The sequence below is a fragment of the Limnohabitans sp. Rim8 genome, from assembly GCF_943326455.1.
GTDB lineage: Bacteria > Pseudomonadota > Gammaproteobacteria > Burkholderiales > Burkholderiaceae_C > Limnohabitans_A.
Genome location: NZ_CALPTI020000027.1, coordinates 1 through 20,521, shown reverse-complemented (window position 1 = coordinate 20,521; position 20,521 = coordinate 1). Strand labels below are relative to the sequence as shown.

Genomic DNA, 20,521 nt, shown 5'->3' with positions numbered 1-20,521 from the left:
AGCCGCCTAGTGAACCAGGCGGCTTTTTTGAGGGGAGTTTACGGAACGTTTGTTCAGCGGCATGAGTTCATTATGCACTAGCCCAGTGACATCTTCGAACTCAGGTATCAAGCAGACGTCGTTGCCTTTTTCAAATCCTTGACTGCTTGAAGAACTTCCTCGACGTGACCTGGGACTTTTAGGCCTCTCCATTCGTTTTTGAGGGTGCCATCAGGACCGACCAAGAAAGTACTACGCTCGATACCCTTGACTTTTTTTCCGTACATGATTTTGTTTTTGACCACACCAAACATATGACACATCTTTTCTTCAGTGTCAGCAATCAGCTCGAAAGGCAATTCGAGTTTCGCTTTGAAATCATCATGAGATTTCATGTTGTCTCTTGAGACCCCCAGAACAAGTGCACCAGCCTTGACGAAATCTTTGTATTTGTCGCGGAACTGCATGGCCTCAGTTGTGCAACCTGGCGTGTTGTCTTTCGGGTAAAAAAACAAAACAACGGTTTGGCCCACGTGAGAAATGTTCGAAACTTTCAATCCGCTGGTGGCGTTGGCTTCAAATTCGGGAAGGGGTTTGTTCAGAACGATCGCCATAGAACTTTAACTCGCTAGTCTGGTTGAGCGTATGCCACCTTCATTTGGTGACATTGCCGCTGGAGGCCAATAACCTCGGCAACCTGCTATTTTACTCTGAACGGCGTTTTGACAGGCAACATCCGTTCAATCAATGTTCGGCTGTTTGTAATGCATGCTTTAGGACTCGATCAAAAGAAGTGCAGCCACTTTGCGCCCTTCACTGGCCAAGATGTTGTAAGTGCGACACGCGGCAGCCGTGTCCATGGTTTCTACCCCGATGCCTCTGCTGATCAGGTCTTGTAACCAATTTGGTTTTGCAAACCTCAGTTTTTTGCCGCTGCCAAAAAGAATCAGTTCAACCCCTACATGGGCCCAAGCGGCGAAATCGCTCTGGGTCAGTGAGTCGAATTGAGGGCCTGCCCAAGCAGAGGGTTGGATTTCGGGCAGGCTACTGACAGACAGAGATTGCGAATATCGAATGCCGTTGACCTCTATCCATGCAGGGTCATAAGCGTTGATGACGGGTGCATTTGATTTGTCTGGTTGAAGTTTCATTGAGAGGTCTGTTCGCGGCGTTTGGCAATTAGAGGATTGACTCAAAGACTTGGCGATTAAGGCGCACAGTTTTGTGGTCAAATTATAGGTTTTCTCCGTCTTAAATCTCCTACTGGAGGCACTTTGAAGCCCATTCAAAAATCAGCCAAGCTTGCCAACGTTTGTTACGACATCCGGGGGCCCATCATGGACCGGGCGCGTCAAATGGAAGAGGATGGACACAAGATCATCAAATTGAACATCGGCAACTTGGCAGTTTTTGGTTTTGATGCGCCGGAAGAGATTCAGCAGGACATGATCCGCAACTTGCCCAACTCGGCGGGTTATTCAGACAGCAAAGGCATTTTTGCGGCCCGTAAAGCCGTGATGCACGAAACCCAAAAGCAGGGTATTTTGGGCGTCACACTGGATGACATTTACCTGGGCAACGGGGCCAGCGAGTTGATCGTCATGGCCACCAACGGCTTGCTCGACAATGGCGACGAGTTGCTTCTACCTTCCCCCGATTATCCGCTGTGGACTGCCGCTGCGAGCCTGTCTGGCGGAACCCCTGTGCATTACCGCTGCGACGAGGCCAATGGCTGGATGCCCGATTTAGACGACATTCGTGCCAAAGTGACACCGCGCACCAAAGGGATTGTGGTCATCAACCCCAACAATCCAACGGGGGCCTTGTACTCGGATGAATTACTGCTGGGCATCGTGACCATTGCCCGCGAGCATGGTCTTGTTATTTTTGCCGATGAGGTTTACGACAAGGTCTTGTACGACGGCGTCAAACACACGCCCTTGGGGAGTTTGTCGCAAGATGTGCTGACGCTGACCTTCAATTCTTTGTCCAAAAGCTACCGCTCTTGTGGCTACCGTGCGGGCTGGATGGTGATTTCCGGGGACAAAAAAAGAGCCCGCGATTACATTGAAGGCCTGAATATGCTTTCAAACATGCGCCTGTGTGCCAACGTGCCTGGCCAGTGGGCCATTCAAACGGCTCTGGGAGGACACCAGAGCATCAACGAGTTGGTGGGCGAGGGTGGAAGGTTGCGCAAACAGCGTGATTTGGCGCACCAACTGATCACGGCGATTCCGGGCGTCAGCTGTGTCAAGCCCCGTGCGGCTTTGTACATGTTCCCCAAACTCGATTCGAAAATTTACCCGGTAAAAGACGACCAAGATTTTTTCTTGCAACTGCTGGAGGAAACCAAGGTCATGTTGGTTCAAGGTACGGGCTTCAACTGGCCCGATGCCGACCATTTCCGAATTGTGTTTTTGCCTCACGAGGACGATTTGCGCGAAGCCATTGGGCGCGTTGCTCGCTTTTTAGAAGGCGCACGCAAACGTTTTGGCACTGAAGCCTTGGCGGCTTGAATTCAAAAAATGCCCGAATCTTTCGGGCACATTGCAGTAAAGAAGATCAACATGAAACCGATCAAAGTAGGCCTCTTGGGCATGGGCACTGTGGGCAGTGGCACTTTCAACGTGCTCAAGCGTAACCAAGAAGAAATCCAGCGCCGTGCCGGTCGTGGCATTGAAATCACCATGGTTGCTGACTTGGATCAGGCCCGAGCCCAAGCCTTGGTGGGCGAGGGCGTTCAGGTGGTGGGCGATGCCCGCGCTGTGATCGCCAACCCCGAGATCGACATCGTCATTGAGCTGATTGGCGGATACGGTATTGCCAAGGCCTTGGTTATGGAGTCAATTGCTGCTGGCAAGCATGTGGTCACAGCCAACAAAGCGCTGCTGGCGGTTCACGGTACAGAGATTTTTGCGGCCGCGCAGGCCAAGGGGGTCATGGTGGCTTTTGAGGCCGCTGTGGCGGGTGGTATCCCGATCATTAAATCGCTGCGCGAAGGCCTGACGGCCAACAGCATCCAGTGGGTGGCAGGCATCATCAATGGCACGACCAACTTCATCTTGTCCGAGATGCGCGACAAGGGTCTGGACTTTGGCGATGTGCTCAAGGAGGCCCAGCGTCTGGGTTATGCCGAAGCCGACCCGACATTTGACATCGAAGGCGTGGATGCAGCGCATAAAGTGACCTTGATGAGCGCGATCGCGTTTGGGATTCCCGTGCAGTTTGACAAGGCCTATGTCGAGGGCATCACGAAGCTGGGTGCTGCCGATATCAAGTACGCAGAGCAATTGGGTTACCGCATCAAGCTTTTGGGCATCACCAAGCGAACGGCCCAAGGCATTGAGTTGCGCGTACACCCCAGCCTGGTGCCAACACAGCGCCTGATCGCGAATGTGGAAGGGGCCATGAACGCGGTGATGGTGCAAGGCGACGCCGTGGGCACCACTTTGTATTACGGCAAAGGCGCGGGTTCCGAGCCCACCGCCAGCGCGGTGATCGCCGATTTGGTGGACATCACCCGTTTGCACACAGCAGACCCGCTCAACCGTGTGCCGCACCTGGCTTTCCAGCCGGGGGCCATGAGTGATTTGAATGTCTTACCCATGTCAGAGGTGGTGACCAGCTATTACCTGCGTTTGCGCGTGGCAGACCAAGCCGGCGTGCTGGCCAAGCTGACGGGCTTGTTGGCCCAAGCCGATATCAGCATCGACGCGGTGTTGCAGCGCGAGGCTGATCAGGTCAGTCAAGCGGGTGAGAACCAGACCGACGTGATCATCTTGACCCACGACACGCGTGAAGGCACTTTGAACGATGTGCTCGCCCAAATGCAGGCCTTGCCCACCGTGATGGCGCCGATTGTGCGCATTCGCAAGGAAGAGTTGAACTGATGCGCTATTTGTCTACGCGCGGTCATGCAGACCGCAAGCAATTCTGTGAAATCCTGCTCGAAGGCTTGGCGCCCGATGGCGGTTTGTACCTGCCCGAAAGCTACCCGCAGATCGACTCAGCGGCGCTGACCCGCTTGCGCGACGTTTGGAAAAATCAAGGCTATGCTGGTTTGGCTTTCGAGGTCCTGTCGCTCTACATCGACGATATTCCAAGCGGTGATCTGCAGGCTTTGTGCCTCAAGACCTACACCCCAGAAGTGTTCGGTACCCAAGAAATCGTCCCACTCAAGCCTTTGAAGTCCACAGGCCAAGCCCAGCCTGATTTGTTCTTGGAAGCCTTGTCCAACGGCCCCACCTTGGCATTCAAGGACATGGCCATGCAGTTGTTGGGCAATTTGTTTGAGTACGAACTGGCCCGACGGGGCGAAGAGTTGAACATTTTGGGCGCTACGTCTGGCGATACCGGGAGCGCTGCCGAATACGCCATGCGTGGCAAAAAAGGTGTGCGTGTGTTCATGACCAGCCCGAACGGCCGAATGAGCCCGTTTCAGCAAGCGCAGATGTTCAGTCTGCTCGATGACAACATCCACAACATCGCCATCGAAGGCGTATTCGACGACTGCCAGGACATCGTCAAGGCCGTCTCCAACGATCTTGACTTCAAGCGCAAATACAAAATCGGCACCGTGAACTCCATCAACTGGGCGCGACTTCTGGCCCAGGTGGTGTATTACTTTGCTGGTTACTTCCAAGCCACTGCAAGCAATGAGGACAAGGTCAGCTTCACCGTGCCCAGCGGTAATTTTGGCAACGTCTGCGCCGGTCATGTGGCCCGCATGATGGGTTTGCCGATCGACCGTTTGGTGGTGGCCACCAACGAAAACGACGTACTTGACGAGTTTTTCCGCACAGGGATTTACCGCGTGCGCGGCACGGCCGACACGCATGAAACGTCCAGTCCGTCGATGGACATCTCCAAAGCCAGCAACTTCGAGCGTTTTGTATTCGACTTGCTCGAGCGTGATGGTGCCAAAACCAAAGCCATTTTTGGCGAGGGTTTGAGCCGTCAAGGTTTCTTCGACTTGTCGGGCGACGCCCGATTTGCCCAAGCCAGCACCACGTATGGGTTTGAAAGCGGCCGCAGCACCCACGCCGACCGCTTGAAAACCATCCAGCAGGTATTTGCCAACTACGGCGTGATGATCGACACCCACACCGCTGACGGCGTCAAGGTGGCCAAGGAGCACCTGAACCCTCAGGTGCCCATGATCGTGCTGGAAACCGCCTTGCCCATCAAGTTCGCGGCCACCATCGTCGAAGCTTTGGGTCGGCAGCCAGAGCGTCCAGTGCAGTTTGAAGGCATTGAATCTTTGCCCAAACGTGTGCTGGTCATGAAGGCCGATGTGGGCCTGATCAAGGCCTACATCACCCAGCACTGCGACTGAACGCCATGAGCAACGCCCCACGCGCTCCGTTGATGTCACTGGACGCTGCCTTGCAGGCCTTGCTGACCCATGTTCATCCTTTGACACGGTTTGAGACTGTGGCCACTCTGGATGCCGATGGTCGCTTCTTGGCGCAAAACGTGGTTTCTGCTTTGCAGGTCCCCGCTTTCGACAACTCATCCATGGACGGTTACGCTGTTCGCAGCGCCGATGTGCAGCATTCCGGTGTCGAATTGACCGTGACGCAACGCATTGCGGCTGGCCACTTTGGCGATCAATTGCTGCCCGGACAAACGGCACGTATTTTCACAGGGGCACCCGTTCCTCTTGGGGCCGATGCCGTCGTGATGCAAGAACAAACCGAATCCATCGTTGGACAGGATGTCAGTCGGGTGAAATTTTTGTTTGCACCCGAGGCAGGTCAATGGATTCGCCGCAGTGGTGAAGACGTCAAAGCCGGTGACACGGTGCTCATGCGTGGCCAAAAACTCGGTCCTGCCGAATTGGGTTTGGTCGCCAGCCTGGGCTTGTCGCATGTGCAGGTCATGGCGAGGCCCAAAGTGGCTTTGTTTTCAACCGGTGATGAATTGGTGATGCCAGGCGATGTGGCCCCAGGGGACATGCGGCCCGGGGCCATTTACAACTCCAACCGATTTTTCTTACGGGCTTTGTTGCAAAGGATGGGCTGTGAGGTGAGCGACCTGGGCATTGTTCCTGATCGCCGAGACGCCACTGTGGCCGCACTCCAATCTGCCGCTGAGCACCACGATTTGATTGTCACCAGCGGTGGCGTGTCGGTGGGTGAGGAGGACCATGTGAAACCTGCCGTGCAATCCTTGGGTGAATTGGCGCTTTGGCAAATTGCCATGAAACCCGGAAAGCCGTTTGCTTATGGCCATGTGCGGCGGGACTCCTTGCCTGGCGCAGCACATTTTGTCGGCTTGCCCGGGAACCCTGTTTCCAGCTTCATCACCTTCTTGCTCTTAGTAAAACCTTTGATTTTGACTTTTCAAGGCGCTGCGCCAAAGCCACCGGTGGCTTATCGTTTGCCTGCGCACTTTGATCTGCCCAAAGCAGACAAGCGGCGTGAATTTTTGCGCGTTAGGCGCAATGCTCAAGGTGGTTTGGACTTATTCCCGAACCAAAGTTCCGGTGTTTTGACCTCTGTAGTTTGGGGTGACGGCGTGGTCGATAATCCGGCTGAGCAAACCATTGTCCATGGGGATATGCTCAATTTTTGGTCCTTTTCGGAGTGGCTGTCATGAAGATTCAGCTGCGTTATTTCGCATCTCTGCGTGAAACCATTGGTGTGGGCAGCGAGGTATTCGTGACTTCGGCGACCGATGTGGCTACTCTGCGGCAAGCACTGATTGCACTCGGCGGCGCACACGCTCAATGCTTGGCCCTTGGTTTGCCTGTCCGCGTGGCGGTCAACCAAGTCATGGCCAGCGATGACACGCCTTTGATAGCCGATTGCGAAGTGGCATTTTTCCCACCTGTGACTGGGGGCTGAACGCATGCGGTCACAAGTGACGATCCAGACCGAAGACTTCGATGTGTCCCAAGAAATTGAAGTTTTGCGGGCACAAGACCTTCGCGTGGGTGCTGTGTGCAGTTTTGTGGGCACGGTGCGTGATACCCGTGCGCTCACAGGGCAGGCCAGCGACGAGGTGCAGGCCATGGAACTTGAGCATTACCCGGGCATGACAGAAAAATCGATTGAATCCATGATCGAGCAAGCGCATCAACGCTTTGACTTCTATGCCGCCCGTGTCGTTCACCGCGTGGGCCGTTTGTTGCCTGCAGATCAAATCGTTTTGGTGGCGGTCACGTCCGCTCATCGGGGTGAAAGCTTCAAGGCGTGCGAGTTTTTGATGGATTATCTGAAAACCCAGGCCCCGTTTTGGAAAAAAGAGCAAACACCGCTCGGCGCCCAGTGGGTTGATGCCCGTGTGTCCGATGATGCTGCCTTGGCACGTTGGGGGATTCAAAGCAACAACAGCTGATGTTGTTCACCTGATTACACCTTGCGCTTGTTGGTGGCGTGTGCTTTTTCAGTGTTTGTAAGCTGTCGAGTTAGAGGCCGATGTAGGACCCTGTTCGCTACTGGGCGTGGGTTTGGATGCCACCATATTCCACTCTGCTTTGGCCATGGTTTCTCTCAGCAAATGAATCAATCCGTGAACCAACTGTGCTTGCAGATTGAGATGACACGACTGAATGTCTTCGCCCTTTTTTTGCCGAAAAATGACCTCTAAGTTGCCATGAGATTGCAGGGTCAACTGAACATCCGTGACCAACAAGGGCTCAGGACCCAAGGGCAATTGCTCGGCTTTTGCAGCATAGGGTGTTTCGAAATCGGCGTTCTTCAAAAAAGCATCTCGTTTGATGTCTGCCAAAATTTGTTGGGCATTGTGATCTGATGCCGCCACACCCGGTTGAGCTGCTTCCAACCGAGTCAAGGTTTGGTCCATGGCAGGCAGTAACCTGAGCGCCATGCGGCGAGTGAGCCAAAAACGAAATTCATGCGCAGTTTGTGTGTTCAGGCGCACCAAGAGGCGGTCTTGTATTTCATCGTGGCTGATGGACAACTGGTGGATCTTCATTCCTTGATTTTAGGCAACAAAGGGCAGTTGAAGCCGCTTGAAAATGGCCAATAAACCCCAAGCTGAGTCACATTGGAGAACTTTCATGCGATTAGACAAATTAACCACCAAATTCCACGAGGCCCTGTCCGATGCGCAGTCACTGGCATTGGGCGGGGACCACGCTTACATCGAGCCCGCTCACGTTTTGTTGGCCATGCTCAGACAAGACGACGGTCCCAAATCTTTGCTGGTGAGGGCAGGAGTTCAAGTACCCAGTCTCATGATGGCCGCGGAAACTGCGGTCCACCGTTTGCCCAAGGTCACCGGACAAGACCAAGTTCAGGTAGGTGCCGATTTGGCCAAGCTGCTGCAAGCTGCCGAGAAAGAGTCCATCAAACGGGGTGATGCCTTCATCGCCAGTGAACTCTTTTTGTTGGCTTTGGCCGATCACAAAGGGGAAATTGGACGTTTGGTCAAAGAGCAAGGCATGAGCCGAAAGAGCCTGGAGTCGGCCATCGATGCTGTGCGAGGCGGTCAAACCGTGGGCACCGCCGAATCCGAGGGGCAACGTGAAGCCCTCAAAAAATACTGTATCGACCTGACCGAGCGGGCACGCATGGGCAAGCTCGACCCGGTGATTGGCAGAGACGATGAGATTCGCCGAGCCATTCAGGTTTTGCAACGCCGCACTAAAAACAACCCAGTTTTGATTGGCGAGCCAGGCGTTGGAAAAACTGCGATTGTGGAAGGTTTGGCGCAGCGTATCGTGGCAGGTGAGGTGCCCGACTCACTCAAAGGCAAGCGTGTCTTGTCACTTGATATGGCTGCTTTGTTGGCTGGAGCCAAGTTTCGGGGCGAGTTTGAAGAGCGTCTCAAGACCGTACTCAGTGAGCTTGCCAAAGACGAGGGAATGACCATTGTCTTCATTGACGAGTTGCACACCATGGTGGGGGCCGGCAAAGCTGAGGGCGCGATGGATGCGGGCAATATGCTCAAACCTGCTTTGGCCCGTGGCGAGCTCCATTGCGTGGGCGCCACCACGCTGGATGAATACCGCAAGTACATTGAGAAAGACGCAGCCTTGGAGCGTCGTTTCCAAAAAATACTGGTCAACGAGCCTTCTGTTGAAGCCACCATCGCGATTTTGCGCGGCTTACAAGAAAAGTATGAAATTCATCACGGTGTGGACATTACAGATCCGGCCATTGTGGCTGCGGCTGAGCTGAGCCACCGCTACATCACCGACCGTTTTTTGCCGGACAAGGCGATTGATTTGATCGATGAGGCTGCCGCCAAAATCAAAATTGAGATTGATTCCAAACCCGAGGTCATGGACAAGCTGGATCGCCGTTTGATCCAATTGCAAATTGAACGTGAGGCCGTGCGCAGAGAAAACGACGAGGCATCGCAAAAACGTTTTGCCTTGATTGAAGAAGAAATTGAGAAGCTGAAGAAAGAAGCCGCTGACTTGGAGGAGATTTGGCACGCTGAAAAAGCGCAAGCCCAAGGCGGCCAACAGGTGCGTGAAGAAATTGACCAATTGCGCCAACAGATCGAGGAGTTGACCCGAAAAGGGGATTTCAACAAGGTGGCGGAACTGCAATACGGCAAGTTGCCAGCCTTAGAGAAAACGCTCAAAGAAGTTCAAGCCAAAGAGTCGATGCCGGGCGAAAAACCAGTGCACCGCTTGTTGCGCACTCAAGTAGGCGCCGAAGAAATTGCCGAGGTGGTGTCTCGTGCCACGGGCATCCCGGTCTCGAAAATGATGCAGGGTGAACGTGAAAAATTGCTGCAAATGGAAGACAAACTTCACCAAAGGGTGGTGGGCCAAGACGAAGCGATTGCCGCGGTGGCCAACGCGATTCGACGCTCACGATCAGGGCTGTCAGACCCAAACCGACCCACGGGTTCTTTTTTGTTTTTAGGGCCAACGGGTGTCGGTAAGACCGAACTTTGTAAAGCTTTGGCAGGGTTTTTGTTTGACAGCGAAGACCACCTGATTCGCATGGACATGAGTGAGTTCATGGAGAAGCATTCGGTCGCACGCTTGATCGGTGCGCCTCCAGGTTATGTCGGCTACGAGGAAGGCGGTTATTTGACCGAGGCTGTACGCCGTAAACCTTACAGTGTGCTGCTGCTTGATGAAGTTGAAAAGGCCCACCCGGATGTGTTCAACGTCTTGCTGCAAGTGCTCGACGATGGCCGTTTGACCGATGGCCAAGGTCGCACCGTGGATTTCAAAAACACCGTGATCGTGATGACTTCCAATTTGGGATCGCACTTGATCCAGTCCATGGTGGGGCAACCCGCTGAGGACATCAAGGATGCGGTGTGGGACGAACTCAAGACCCATTTTCGTCCAGAGTTTTTGAACCGCATCGATGAGACGGTGGTGTTCCATGGCTTGGATGCTGAGCACATTGCCAGCATTGCCCAAATCCAGTTACAGGTCCTGCAAACCCGTCTTGCCCGCATGGATTTAAGCTTGCAAGTGAGTGCCGCCGCCTTGTCCGAATTGGCCAAGGTGGGTTTTGACCCGGTTTTCGGTGCTCGGCCTTTGAAGAGGGCGATTCAGCAACGCTTGGAAAACCCCTTGTCCAAATTGTTGCTGGAGGGGCGTTTTCCACCCAAATGCAGTATCGAAGTGTCGGTCGATCCAGTACGAAATCCTGGACATTTTGATTTCAAGGTGGTCGAACAAGCTGTTTGATGGCCTTCTCTCTGGTGGTGTCTCATTCGCGGCTGTGACAGTTGAACGGGACGGTCTTGGGCACAATCAAGGCATGACCTCAAAAATTGCTGGCCACCTGCTCGTTGAATGCCTCTTGGCCCAAGGCGTTACCCATGCTTTTGGTGTGCCCGGTGAAAGTTATCTGGCGGTGCTGGATGGATTTCACCTGCACCGCGACAGCATTCAGTTTGTGACCTGTAGGCAAGAGGGGGGTGCGGCTTTCATGGCCGAGGCGCAAGGCAAACTGACAGGGCGACCCGGTATTTGCTTTGTTACCCGGGGGCCAGGTGCCACCAACGCTTCGATTGGCGTCCACACCGCATTCCAAGACTCCACGCCCATGGTGTTGTTTGTGGGTGACGTGGCCAGCGAAACGCGCGACCGCGAGGCTTTTCAAGAGATGGATTACACCCATTTCTTTGGCCCCTCTACCAAAGGCATGGCCAAGCGGGTCGAGCGAGTGGACGATCCAGAGCGTTTGCCAGAGTACGTCGCCCGCGCTTTCGCCACGGCCATGAATGGTCGTCCTGGCCCAGTGGTTTTGGTGTTGCCAGAAGACATGTTGACTCAACCCGTCAAGGCAGTCGCATTGCCCCGGTTGGATGCAGTTCAAGCTTGGAGCGATCCTGGCGCTTTGCGCACGCTGCGTGACATGCTGTTGTCTGCACGCCAACCTTTGGTCATTGCAGGGGGGGGCGGATGGACAACGCAGTCAGCTCAAGCGCTTCAGCGCTTTGCAGAAAATTGGCAGCTGCCAGTCACAAACGCTTTCCGCTTTCAAGACACCTTTGACAACCACCACGCCTTGTATGCGGGTGATGTGGGCATTGGCATTGGTCCTGCTTTGGCCAAGCGCGTTCGCGATGCTGATTTGATCTTGGCCATCGGCCCACGTTTGGGCGAGATGACCACGGGCGGGTACACCTTGCTGCAAGCGCCCAAAACACGCCAAAAGCTGGTGCATATTCATTCGAGTGCCGAAGAGCTGAACCGCGTTTATCAAGCCGATTTGGCCATCCACGCCACCATGAACGCAGCTGCCCGCAGCCTTGAGGTCTTGACCGCACCAACAGAGCTTCCATGGACGTCTTGGACTCAATCTGCCCATGCGGATTATTTGGCCAATTTACAGCCTCAGTTGCTGCCAGGTGCTATCGACATGCCGGCCATTGTTGCAACGCTGCAAAAGCATTTACCGGTCGATGCCGTGCTCACCAATGGTGCGGGCAACTTCGCCAGTTGGATGCATCGCTTTTACAAACACCATGGCTTGGTCAAAGGCCATAAAACCCAGCTGGCCCCGACAGTGGGTGCCATGGGTTATGGCGTCCCAGCAGGCATTGCCGCCAATTTATTGACAGGTCGTCTGGCTTTCACCATTGCCGGGGACGGTGACTTTCTCATGAACGGCCAAGAGCTGGCCACATCGGTTCAGCATGGCGGTAAGAGCATCATCGTGCTGCTCAACAACGGCATGTACGGCACCATTCGCATGCACCAAGAGCGCGAGTACCCACAACACGTGACCGGTTCACAACTGAAAAATCCGGATTTTGCAGCTTTGGCTCAAGCCTATGGTTATGTGGGAGTGCGAATTGATAAAACTGAAGGTTTTGAATCAGCTTTGTTGGATGCGCTTGCGCGACCACAAGGCACACTGATCGAGGTGATTCTTGACCCCGAGGTGATTACCACACGCGTTACATTGAGCGCCATCACCCGAGCGGCTTTGGCCGCTCAAGTGTCGTCGGGATGACCAAACGGGAGATCTTTGTCGTGTTGGATTGAGCAGCGTTTGCTGTGTAGACAACAAAAAACCCGCCTAAGCGGGTTTTTTGTTGGAAGCTCAACCGAATTACTTCAAGTGCTTGCCGATCAAGCCGGCCATCTCAAACATCGTGACTTGAGCTTTACCAAAGACAGCCTTGAGCTTGTCATCGGCATTGATCGCGCGACGGTTCACGCTGTCCTGCAGTTTGTGCTTCTTGATGTAGATCCACATTTTGCTGACCACTTCGGTACGTGGCAGTGGGGTTGCGCCCACGACAGCAGCCAATGCAGCGCTGGGAGTCAAAGCTTTCATGAAAGCAGGATTGGGTGTGCGCTTTGCCGCTGGTGCTGCTTTCTTTGCAGGCGCCTTAGCGGCCACTTTCTTTGCAGGAGCTGCAGCTTTTTTAGCTGGAGCAGCCTTGGTTGCCGGTGCTGCTTTTTTAGCGGGTGCTGCAGCTTTTTTGGCCGGGGTTTTTTTCGCAGTTGCCATGATGAGTTTCCTTTGGTCGGAAGTGGGTTCGCCGCTGATAAACGGTGTGTTTACAGCTAGAGCGATGCTAAAGGAGAAACTGATAGTTTCCAAGTGAAAAAAGCATTTTTATCTAGGTGTTGTTCCTGATTTCCAAACTTCGTCGTTTTTTCTCCTTGTTGTCTTTGTTATTGATGGGGCTGATCACTTTGGAGCGGAGTTTTTACTCAGGTGCTTTGCCAGTTTCTTTTGTCCAGGGTGGTTGAAATTTCACAATTTATTTTTTTCTTCCGCAATATGAAATTTTCGTCTTGCAACAAAGCTTTGTAAGTTAATTTGATGTGAATTTATATTTTGTATTGCGGAAAACCGCATGTAAGTCATTGATTTTAAACAATTAAAAATAAGTCTTATATAAGACATAAGATCAGTTAAGTGTCTTATATAAGAGTTAAGATAAGACCAGCGACACAGCAGACCGTGCTGCAACAGTCGTTTGATTTCAACTTGACCACAGGAGCTCCCATGTCTTCAAACAGCACCCAAACATTGAACCGTGAACAACAAATTGCCGCTCTCGAAAAAGATTGGGCCACCAACCCGCGTTGGAAAGGCGTGAAGCGCGGGTACTCCGCTGCTGACGTTGTTCGCTTGCGCGGCAGCATGCCCATTGAGCACACCTTGGCCAAGCGCGGTGCAGAAAAACTCTGGGATAAAGTCAACGGTGGCGCCAAGAAAGGCTATGTCAATTCATTCGGTGCCATCAGTGCCGGTCAAGCCATGCAACAAGCCAAGGCTGGTTTGGAGGCCGTGTACCTGTCAGGTTGGCAAGTCGCTGCCGATGGCAATACATCTGAGACCATGTACCCTGACCAATCGCTTTACGCCTACGACTCGGTGCCCACCATGGTGCGTCGCATCAACAACACCTTCAAGCGCGCCGACGAAATTCAGTGGGGCCGTGGCATCAACCCAGGGGATAAAGAGTTCATCGACTACTTTTTGCCCATCGTTGCCGATGCGGAAGCTGGTTTCGGCGGCGTATTGAACGCGTTTGAATTGATGAAGAACATGATCGCCTCTGGCGCTGCCGGTGTGCACTTCGAAGACCAATTGGCAGCTGTGAAGAAATGCGGCCACATGGGCGGCAAAGTCTTGGTACCCACCCAAGAGGCATGTGAAAAATTGATCTCTGCACGTTTTGCGGCTGACGTGATGGGCACATCGACCATCGTGTTGGCCCGTACAGATGCCGAAGCGGCCAATTTGATCACATCTGACCACGATGCCAATGACAAACCTTTCTTGACGGGTGAGCGTACCCAAGAAGGTTTTTACCGCGTTAGAAATGGTTTGGAACAAGCCATCAGCCGCGGCGTGGCTTACGCACCTTACGCTGACTTGGTCTGGTGCGAAACTGGCGTCCCAGACATCGGTTTTGCCCGCGAATTTGCGCAAGCTGTGCATGCTGCTTGCCCTGGCAAGTTGCTGTCTTACAACTGCTCACCTTCGTTCAATTGGAAGAAAAACCTCAATGACAGCCAGATTGCGTCTTTCCAGGAAGACCTGTCCGATTTGGGCTACAAATACCAGTTCATCACATTGGCCGGTATCCATATCAACTGGTACAACACATTCCAGTTTGCCCATGCTTACGCCAACGGAGAAGGCATGAAACACTACGTCAACATGGTGCAAGAGCCTGAATTTGCTGCTCGCGACAAGGGCTATACCTTCGTGTCGCACCAGCAAGAAGTTGGCGCTGGTTATTTTGACGACGTGACGACCGTGATCCAAGGCGGTTCGTCTTCCGTGAAAGCCTTGACCGGCTCAACCGAAGAAGAGCAGTTCCACTGATCGGTATTTGAGCCTGCCTCTGAGCAGGCTCCATGACGCCAAAAAAAGCCACCTTGCGGTGGCTTTTTGGTTTGCCCAACAACAGTGGTGCGTGGTGAGATTCACATGGCTTTCAGTGCTTCATTGAATGTTTTGCTCGGACACATGATGGTCTGCAACTTCTCAGCAGATGGGTAGTAATAACCACCGATGTCAACCGACTTTCCTTGGACAGCTTGGAATTCGCCAACGATTGTTTTTTCTTGTGTCGTCAGTGTTTTGGCCAAGGACTCAAACTGCTTGGCCAATTCAGCATCGTCGGTTTGTGCGGCCAATTCTTGTGCCCAGTACATGGCCAGGTAGAACTGGCTGCCACGGTTGTCGAGTTGGCCTGTTTTGGGGGAGGGGTTCTTGTTGTTGTCCAAGAGCTTGCCCGTGGCGGCATCCAAAGTCCGAGCCAAGACGCCAGCTTTTTTGTTGCCTGTTTTGAGACCCAAATCTTCAAGGGACACAGCCAGCGCCAAAAATTCCCCCAACGAGTCCCATCGCAGGTGGTTTTCTTCTACAAGTTGTTGCACGTGCTTTGGAGCCGAGCCGCCAGCACCGGTTTCGTACATGCCGCCCCCTGCCATCAAGGGCACGATGGACAGCATTTTGGCCGAGGTCCCCAACTCCATGATGGGGAAAAGATCGGTCAGGTAGTCACGCAAGATGTTACCGGTGGCGCTGATGGTGTCAAAGCCACGCACCACACGCTCCAGTGTGTAACGCATCGCGCGAACTTGGCTCATGATCTGGATTTCCAGACCTGCCGTGTTGTGCTCATGGAGGTACATTTTGACTTTGGTGATCAGCTGAGCTTCGTGTGGTCGGTACTGATCGAGCCAGAACACAACAGGCATGCCGGAGTTGCGAGCACGCGTCACAGCCAACTTGACCCAATCGCGAATCGCTGCGTCTTTCACTTGGCACATGCGCCAGATATCACCAGTCTCTACTTCTTGTGAAAGCAGCACTTCGCCGGTGTTGATGTCGGTGATGTTGGCCACGCCATCTTCTTGAATTTCAAAAGTTTTGTCATGCGAGCCGTATTCTTCGGCTTGCTGCGCCATCAAACCAACGTTGGGCACGGTGCCCATGGTCTTAGGGTCGAAAGCGCCATGCCATTTGCAAAAGTTGATCATCTCCATGTAGATGCGTGCAAACGTTGACTCTGGCATCACAGCCTTAACGTCTTTGAGGCGTCCGTCAGCACCCCACATTTTGCCGCCATTGCGGATCATGGCCGGCATGGAGGCGTCCACGATGACGTCGTTGGGTGAGTGGAAATTTGTGATGCCTTTGGCAGAGTCCACCATGGCCAGTTCAGGCCGGCCTTCGTGGCAAGCATGGAGGTCACGCTTGATTTCGTCTTGTTTGGATTGGGGCAGGGTGGCGACCTTGGCATACAAATCGGCCATGCCGTTGTTCACGTTCACGCCGAGTTCTTTGAACAAGGCGCCGTGCTTGGCGAACGCGTCTTTGTAGAAGATTTTCACGCAGTGACCAAACACGATAGGGTGAGACACCTTCATCATCGTGGCTTTGACGTGCAGAGAGAACATCACTCCGGTGGCGTGTGCATCTTCGATTTCTTTCTCGTAAAACTCCAGTAAGGCCTTCTTGCTCATGAACATGCTGTCGACCACTTCACGGTCGAGCAAGGCCACCTTCTCTTTGAGAATGACGGTCTTACCGGATTTAGTGATCAGTTCCATCTTCACTTCGCGTGGGCGATCCATGGTCATGGACTTTTCACCGTGGTAAAAATCGCCAGCATGCATGTGCGAAACGTGCGAGCGTGAAGCTTGGCTCCATTCAGCCATGCTGTGTGGGTTTTTACGCGCAAACTCTTTCACGGCGCGCGGTGCGCGTCGGTCAGAGTTACCTTCTCGGAGAACGGGATTCACGGCGGAGCCGATGCATTTGGAATAACGAGCTTTGATGGCCTTTTCTTCATCGTTTTTCGGCGCATCTGGGTAATCTGGAAGGGCATAGCCCTTGGATTGCAATTCTTTGATGGCGGCTGTCAGCTGGCCAACAGAAGCACTGATGTTGGGCAATTTGATGATGTTGGCATCCGCCTTGAGTGTCAGCTTGCCCAATTCCGCCAAATTGTTGGGTACACGTTGCTCGGCAGGCAGGATGTCAGAAAACTCGCCCAAAATCCGTGCTGCAACAGAAATGTCGCTGGTTTGAACATCGATTCCGGCGGGTTTTGTGAATGAGCGAATGACAGGCAAGAAGGCCGCTGTGGCCAGCAACGGTGCCTCATCGGTCAGTGTGTAAATGATTTTGGGTCGTGCAGTAGGCGTTGTCATCGTCGTGCTTTTTTACAGGATGAAAAAGAAGACCACTATCTTAAACCAAGCATTCCCACATGAGGCTGACACCATGACCAATTGAAGGTCTTCATGTCGCGCATTTTTGGAAAGAAATAGCAATGATTTCTAGGCTTTTGATCCAGTCATCAAATGTGTGAAAATTAGAGGTTATTTTTCAATTCCTTTTGCGTTGTCATTGGCTGCGCCCTCGATCACATGTCCATGGTTCAAATTACCCTTCCCGACGGCTCATTGCGAGACTTTTCCGGTCCTGTCACGGTCGCAGAGGTCGCTGCTTCTATCGGTACGGGCTTGGCCAAAGCTGCTTTGGGCGGCAAAGTCAATGGTCAATTGGTTGATACCAGTTTTATCATGGCCGCTGACGCCAAGTTGTCCATCATCACAGCCAAAGATCCGGAAGGCTTGGAGCTGATTCGCCATTCCTCGGCGCACTTGTTGGCCTATGCGGTCAAAAGCCTGTTCCCTGATGCACAAGTCACCATCGGACCTGTGATTGACAACGGTTTTTACTACGATTTTTCCTACTCACGTCCATTCACGCCTGAAGATTTGGTCGCTATTGAAAAGAAAATGGCGGACTTGGCCGCCAAGGACGAGCCTGTGGTGCGCCGTGTTTTGCCGCGAGACGAAGCGGTCGCCTATTTCAATAGTTTGGGCGAACACTACAAAGCAGAGATCATTGGCTCCATCCCTGCGGGTGAGGAGGTCAGTCTTTACCGTGAAGGTGAATTCGAAGACCTGTGCCGTGGGCCTCATGTGCCCAGTACTGGAAAGCTCAAACACTTCAAGCTGATGAAGGTGGCAGGTGCTTATTGGCGCGGTGACAGCAAAAACGAGATGTTGCAGCGTGTTTATGGCACAGCTTGGGCCAGCAAAGAAGACTTGCAGCTGTACCTGACCCGCTTGGAAGAGGCGGAAAGGCGTGACCATCGGAAATTGGGCCGCGAGCTTGATTTATTCCACATCGATGAACATGCGCCTGGCTTGGTGTTTTGGCATCCCAAGGGGTGGACAGTCTGGCAAACCGTGGAGCAGTTCATGCGCCAGGTTTACCGCGACAGTGGCTACCAAGAAGTTAAAGGCCCGCAATTGCTGGACAAGACCCTTTGGGAAAAAACTGGTCATTGGGACAAATACCGGGACAACATGTTCACCACCGAGTCTGAAAAGCGCGATTACGCTTTGAAGCCGATGAACTGTCCCGGTCACATCCTGATTTTCAAGCAAGGCATGAAAAGTTACCGTGATCTGCCACTGCGCTACGGTGAATTTGGCCAATGTCACCGCAACGAGCCATCGGGTGGTTTGCACGGCATCATGCGTGTTCGTGGTTTCACCCAGGACGATGGCCACATCTTTTGTACAGAAAATCAAATCTTGCCTGAGTGCGACGATTTCACCAAGGTACTCAAAAAAGTCTATGCCGATTTTGGGTTCAACAACATTCTTTACAAAGTCTCCACAAGACCTGCCGCGCGCATCGGCTCTGACGAGTTGTGGGACAAAGCCGAAAAAGCTTTGATGGACAGTTTGCGCCACTCGGGTTGTGATTTTGTGATTTCTGAAGGCGACGGCGCTTTTTATGGTCCCAAAATCGAATACACCTTGAAAGACGCCATTGGCCGTGAATGGCAGTGCGGGACGATTCAGGTGGACTTCAACTTGTCGGAGCGTTTGGATGCTGAATATGTGGCTGAGGACGGCTCGCGCCAACGTCCCGTTATCCTGCACCGTGCCATCGTGGGCAGCATGGAGCGGTTCATCGGTATTTTGGTAGAGCAGCATGCAGGTGCCTTGCCCACTTGGTTGGCGCCAGTGCAAATATCTGTGCTCAACATTACCGATGCGCAGGCAGATTACTGTCGTGAAATCGCTGCAAAACTCCAAAAATCAGTGTCAAATCAAGGCCTTAGGGTCGAATTGGACCTGCGTAACGAGAAAATCACGTATAAAATACGAGAGCATTCGTTGCAAAAGCTGCCTTTCATCCTCGTCGCTGGTGACAAAGAAAAGGCAGCAGGTACCGTCGCAGTGCGCGCCCGAGGCAACAAAGACCTCGGTGTGATGTCGATCGATGCGTTCATTGAGCACATCGCTGCCGACATCGCTTCTAAAGCATGAAGGTGAGTTTCGCCACAAGCTTTGGCCCGTGGGCACAAAGATGGATAGGCTGCTTTTTGCAGTTTTATTCCGTAAAGGATTGAGTCATCGCTACCGAATTTCGTGATCGTCGCCAACGCGAAGAACGTAAACACCGTTTGAACCGTGAAATCATGGCCCCAGAGGTCCGTGTTTCCGGCCCTGAAAATGAGCCCATGGGCATTTTGTCCTTGGCCGAAGCCTTGCGTCTTGCAGGTGAGATGGATGTGGATCTGGTAGAAATTGCCGCCACCGCCGTGCCACCTGTCTGTCGCTTGATGGATTACGGTAAGTTCAAGTACCAAGAGCAAAAGCGTGCGGCAGAAGCCAAAGCCAAGCAGACAGTCATTGACATCAAAGAAGTCAAGTTTCGGCCGGGTACGGACGACGGTGACTACAACATCAAGATGCGCAATATCCGTCGTTTTTTGGCTGATGGTGACAAATGCAAAATCACTTTGCGTTTTCGCGGTCGTGAGATCACCCACCAAGAATTGGGTTTGGCGCTCCTCAATCGCATTCGTGATGAATTGGCTGACACCATCATCGTCGAGCAGTTTCCCAAGTTGGAAGGCCGCCAGATGATCATGATGATCGCGCCAGGCCGTAAAAAGCCCGCCGGCGGCAAAACAAGCGATGTGCCTTCACAGGCTGAATCGGTTTGAAAGAATTTAACCTGCCTAACGGCGGGTTGGGTCAAAAGCAACTTTCGGGTTGTTTTTGTTAAAAGTGGCTCGGGGCCAACAAGGCTGCATTTTTTTGCAGACGCCTCACGAGCACAATTAAAGGAGCATTGATATGCCCAAGATGAAGACCAAAAGCAGTGCCAAAAAGCGCTTCCGTGTTCGTCCAGGTGGAACCGTTAAACGCGGTCAAGCCTTCAAACGTCACATCCTGACCAAGAAGACCACCAAAAACAAGCGTCACCTTCGCGGTTCGGTGTCTGTGCATGAGACCAATATGGGTCACATCGCACAAATGCTGCCGATGGCTGGCCTTTAATCACTGACGAACAAGGAGAATAAATATGCCTCGCGTTAAACGTGGTGTAACGGCACGCGCCCGTCACAAGAAAGTTTTGGCCCTTGCAAAAGGTTTCCGCGGTCGCCGCGGTAATGTCTTCCGTATCGCCAAACAGGCGGTGATGAAGGCCGGCCAATACGCCTACCGTGACCGCCGCACCAAAAAGCGTGTGTTCCGTCAGTTGTGGATTGCCCGTATCAACGCCGCTGCGCGTGAATGCGGTCTGACCTACAGCCAGTTCGCCAACGGCCTGAAGAAGGCTGCCAT

General features: G+C 53.1%; 18 protein-coding genes. 13 read left to right on the top strand and 5 right to left on the bottom strand.

The window, feature by feature from the left end:
- Positions 1-107: 107 nt before the first annotated feature.
- Together Q1M54_RS14645 and Q1M54_RS14640 are read right to left on the bottom strand one after the other, a co-directional pair.
- The gene (locus Q1M54_RS14645) at positions 108-593 is read right to left on the bottom strand and encodes a peroxiredoxin (protein ID WP_019427760.1); all 486 of its coding nucleotides are present in this window, start codon (positions 591-593) and stop codon (positions 108-110) included.
- Between the two features lie 159 nt (positions 594-752).
- Entirely contained in the window at positions 753-1,130 is a 378-nt protein-coding gene (locus tag Q1M54_RS14640) for an Mth938-like domain-containing protein (RefSeq protein ID WP_300558685.1), read from the bottom strand.
- 123 nt (positions 1,131-1,253) lie between these two features.
- On the opposite strand from Q1M54_RS14640, the gene Q1M54_RS14635 reads away from it, so the two are divergent.
- Genes Q1M54_RS14635 through Q1M54_RS14610 form a run of 6 tightly spaced genes read left to right on the top strand, consistent with a single transcriptional unit; the run spans position 1,254 to position 7,320 of the window.
- A complete protein-coding gene (locus tag Q1M54_RS14635; RefSeq protein WP_300558683.1) occupies positions 1,254-2,495 on the top strand; it encodes a pyridoxal phosphate-dependent aminotransferase in 1,242 nt (413 codons plus the stop codon).
- A gap of 51 nt (positions 2,496-2,546) precedes the next feature.
- Complete coding sequence (locus tag Q1M54_RS14630) at positions 2,547-3,869, top strand: homoserine dehydrogenase (RefSeq protein WP_300558681.1); 1,323 nt, start codon at positions 2,547-2,549, stop codon at positions 3,867-3,869.
- A complete protein-coding gene (gene thrC, locus Q1M54_RS14625) occupies positions 3,869-5,314 on the top strand; it encodes a threonine synthase (RefSeq protein ID WP_300558680.1) in 1,446 nt (481 codons plus the stop codon). Before Q1M54_RS14630 ends, thrC begins: the two co-directional genes overlap by 1 nt.
- A gap of 5 nt (positions 5,315-5,319) precedes the next feature.
- On the top strand, positions 5,320-6,579 hold the full coding sequence (glp, locus tag Q1M54_RS14620) for a gephyrin-like molybdotransferase Glp (protein ID WP_300558679.1): 1,260 nt from the start codon (positions 5,320-5,322) through the stop codon (positions 6,577-6,579).
- On the top strand, positions 6,576-6,827 hold the full coding sequence (locus Q1M54_RS14615; RefSeq protein WP_300558677.1) for a MoaD/ThiS family protein: 252 nt from the start codon (positions 6,576-6,578) through the stop codon (positions 6,825-6,827). Before glp ends, Q1M54_RS14615 begins: the two co-directional genes overlap by 4 nt.
- Positions 6,828-6,831: 4 nt before the next feature.
- Positions 6,832-7,320 carry a molybdenum cofactor biosynthesis protein MoaE gene (locus Q1M54_RS14610; protein WP_300558675.1) on the top strand — a complete coding sequence of 163 codons (489 nt, stop codon included), beginning with the start codon at positions 6,832-6,834 and terminating at the stop codon, positions 7,318-7,320.
- Between the two features lie 48 nt (positions 7,321-7,368).
- Here Q1M54_RS14610 and Q1M54_RS14605 read toward each other — a convergent pair whose 3' ends face one another.
- A complete protein-coding gene (locus tag Q1M54_RS14605; RefSeq protein WP_300558673.1) occupies positions 7,369-7,920 on the bottom strand; it encodes a hypothetical protein in 552 nt (183 codons plus the stop codon).
- 85 nt (positions 7,921-8,005) lie between these two features.
- Between Q1M54_RS14605 and clpB the strand changes: the two genes are divergently transcribed.
- Both clpB and Q1M54_RS14595 read left to right on the top strand, forming a co-directional pair.
- Positions 8,006-10,612 carry an ATP-dependent chaperone ClpB gene (clpB, locus tag Q1M54_RS14600; protein ID WP_300558671.1) on the top strand — a complete coding sequence of 869 codons (2,607 nt, stop codon included), beginning with the start codon at positions 8,006-8,008 and terminating at the stop codon, positions 10,610-10,612.
- A 73-nt stretch (positions 10,613-10,685) separates the two neighbouring features.
- The gene (locus Q1M54_RS14595) at positions 10,686-12,389 is read left to right on the top strand and encodes a thiamine pyrophosphate-binding protein (protein ID WP_300558668.1); all 1,704 of its coding nucleotides are present in this window, start codon (positions 10,686-10,688) and stop codon (positions 12,387-12,389) included.
- Between the two features lie 99 nt (positions 12,390-12,488).
- Here Q1M54_RS14595 and Q1M54_RS14590 read toward each other — a convergent pair whose 3' ends face one another.
- Entirely contained in the window at positions 12,489-12,893 is a 405-nt protein-coding gene (locus Q1M54_RS14590; RefSeq protein WP_300558715.1) for an SWIB/MDM2 domain-containing protein, read from the bottom strand.
- A gap of 504 nt (positions 12,894-13,397) precedes the next feature.
- Here Q1M54_RS14590 and aceA point away from each other — a divergent pair.
- Positions 13,398-14,729 carry an isocitrate lyase gene (gene aceA, locus Q1M54_RS14585; protein ID WP_300558666.1) on the top strand — a complete coding sequence of 444 codons (1,332 nt, stop codon included), beginning with the start codon at positions 13,398-13,400 and terminating at the stop codon, positions 14,727-14,729.
- A 101-nt stretch (positions 14,730-14,830) separates the two neighbouring features.
- Here the strand turns inward: aceA and Q1M54_RS14580 are convergent, their stop codons facing one another.
- A complete protein-coding gene (locus Q1M54_RS14580) occupies positions 14,831-17,068 on the bottom strand; it encodes an NADP-dependent isocitrate dehydrogenase (protein ID WP_300558664.1) in 2,238 nt (745 codons plus the stop codon).
- A 225-nt stretch (positions 17,069-17,293) separates the two neighbouring features.
- On the opposite strand from Q1M54_RS14580, the gene thrS reads away from it, so the two are divergent.
- From thrS to rplT, 4 genes are all read left to right on the top strand, one after another.
- Entirely contained in the window at positions 17,294-19,213 is a 1,920-nt protein-coding gene (gene thrS / locus Q1M54_RS14575; protein WP_300558662.1) for a threonine--tRNA ligase, read from the top strand.
- An 86-nt stretch (positions 19,214-19,299) separates the two neighbouring features.
- Positions 19,300-19,896, top strand: a complete 597-nt coding sequence (gene infC / locus Q1M54_RS14570; RefSeq protein ID WP_300558713.1) for a translation initiation factor IF-3 — start codon at positions 19,300-19,302, stop codon at positions 19,894-19,896.
- Positions 19,897-20,029: 133 nt separating this feature from the next.
- Positions 20,030-20,233 (top strand): 50S ribosomal protein L35, encoded by a 204-nt coding sequence (rpmI, locus tag Q1M54_RS14565; protein WP_026039701.1) that lies wholly within the window; start codon positions 20,030-20,032, stop codon positions 20,231-20,233.
- 25 nt (positions 20,234-20,258) lie between these two features.
- Positions 20,259-20,521: 50S ribosomal protein L20 (rplT, locus tag Q1M54_RS14560; protein ID WP_300558658.1), on the top strand; the 263-nt coding region annotated here is incomplete at its 3' end.

Bases quoted from the DNA above. Each gene is read 5' to 3' on its own strand.
- glp (WP_300558679.1), top strand. From the start codon at position 5,320: ATGAGCAACGCCCCACGCGCTCCGTTGATGTCACTGGACGCTGCCTTG.
- Q1M54_RS14610 (WP_300558675.1), top strand. From the start codon at position 6,832: ATGCGGTCACAAGTGACGATCCAGACCGAAGACTTCGATGTGTCCCAA.
- aceA (WP_300558666.1), top strand. From the start codon at position 13,398: ATGTCTTCAAACAGCACCCAAACATTGAACCGTGAACAACAAATTGCC.
- thrS (WP_300558662.1), top strand. From the start codon at position 17,294: ATGGTTCAAATTACCCTTCCCGACGGCTCATTGCGAGACTTTTCCGGT.
- Q1M54_RS14590 (WP_300558715.1), bottom strand. From the start codon at position 12,893: ATGGCAACTGCGAAAAAAACCCCGGCCAAAAAAGCTGCAGCACCCGCT.
- Q1M54_RS14580 (WP_300558664.1), bottom strand. From the start codon at position 17,068: ATGACAACGCCTACTGCACGACCCAAAATCATTTACACACTGACCGAT.
- Q1M54_RS14595 (WP_300558668.1), top strand. From the start codon at position 10,686: ATGACCTCAAAAATTGCTGGCCACCTGCTCGTTGAATGCCTCTTGGCC.
- Q1M54_RS14605 (WP_300558673.1), bottom strand. From the start codon at position 7,920: ATGAAGATCCACCAGTTGTCCATCAGCCACGATGAAATACAAGACCGC.
- rpmI (WP_026039701.1), top strand. From the start codon at position 20,030: ATGCCCAAGATGAAGACCAAAAGCAGTGCCAAAAAGCGCTTCCGTGTT.
- Q1M54_RS14615 (WP_300558677.1), top strand. From the start codon at position 6,576: ATGAAGATTCAGCTGCGTTATTTCGCATCTCTGCGTGAAACCATTGGT.
- thrC (WP_300558680.1), top strand. From the start codon at position 3,869: ATGCGCTATTTGTCTACGCGCGGTCATGCAGACCGCAAGCAATTCTGT.
- clpB (WP_300558671.1), top strand. From the start codon at position 8,006: ATGCGATTAGACAAATTAACCACCAAATTCCACGAGGCCCTGTCCGAT.
- Q1M54_RS14630 (WP_300558681.1), top strand. From the start codon at position 2,547: ATGAAACCGATCAAAGTAGGCCTCTTGGGCATGGGCACTGTGGGCAGT.
- Q1M54_RS14645 (WP_019427760.1), bottom strand. From the start codon at position 593: ATGGCGATCGTTCTGAACAAACCCCTTCCCGAATTTGAAGCCAACGCC.
- Q1M54_RS14640 (WP_300558685.1), bottom strand. From the start codon at position 1,130: ATGAAACTTCAACCAGACAAATCAAATGCACCCGTCATCAACGCTTAT.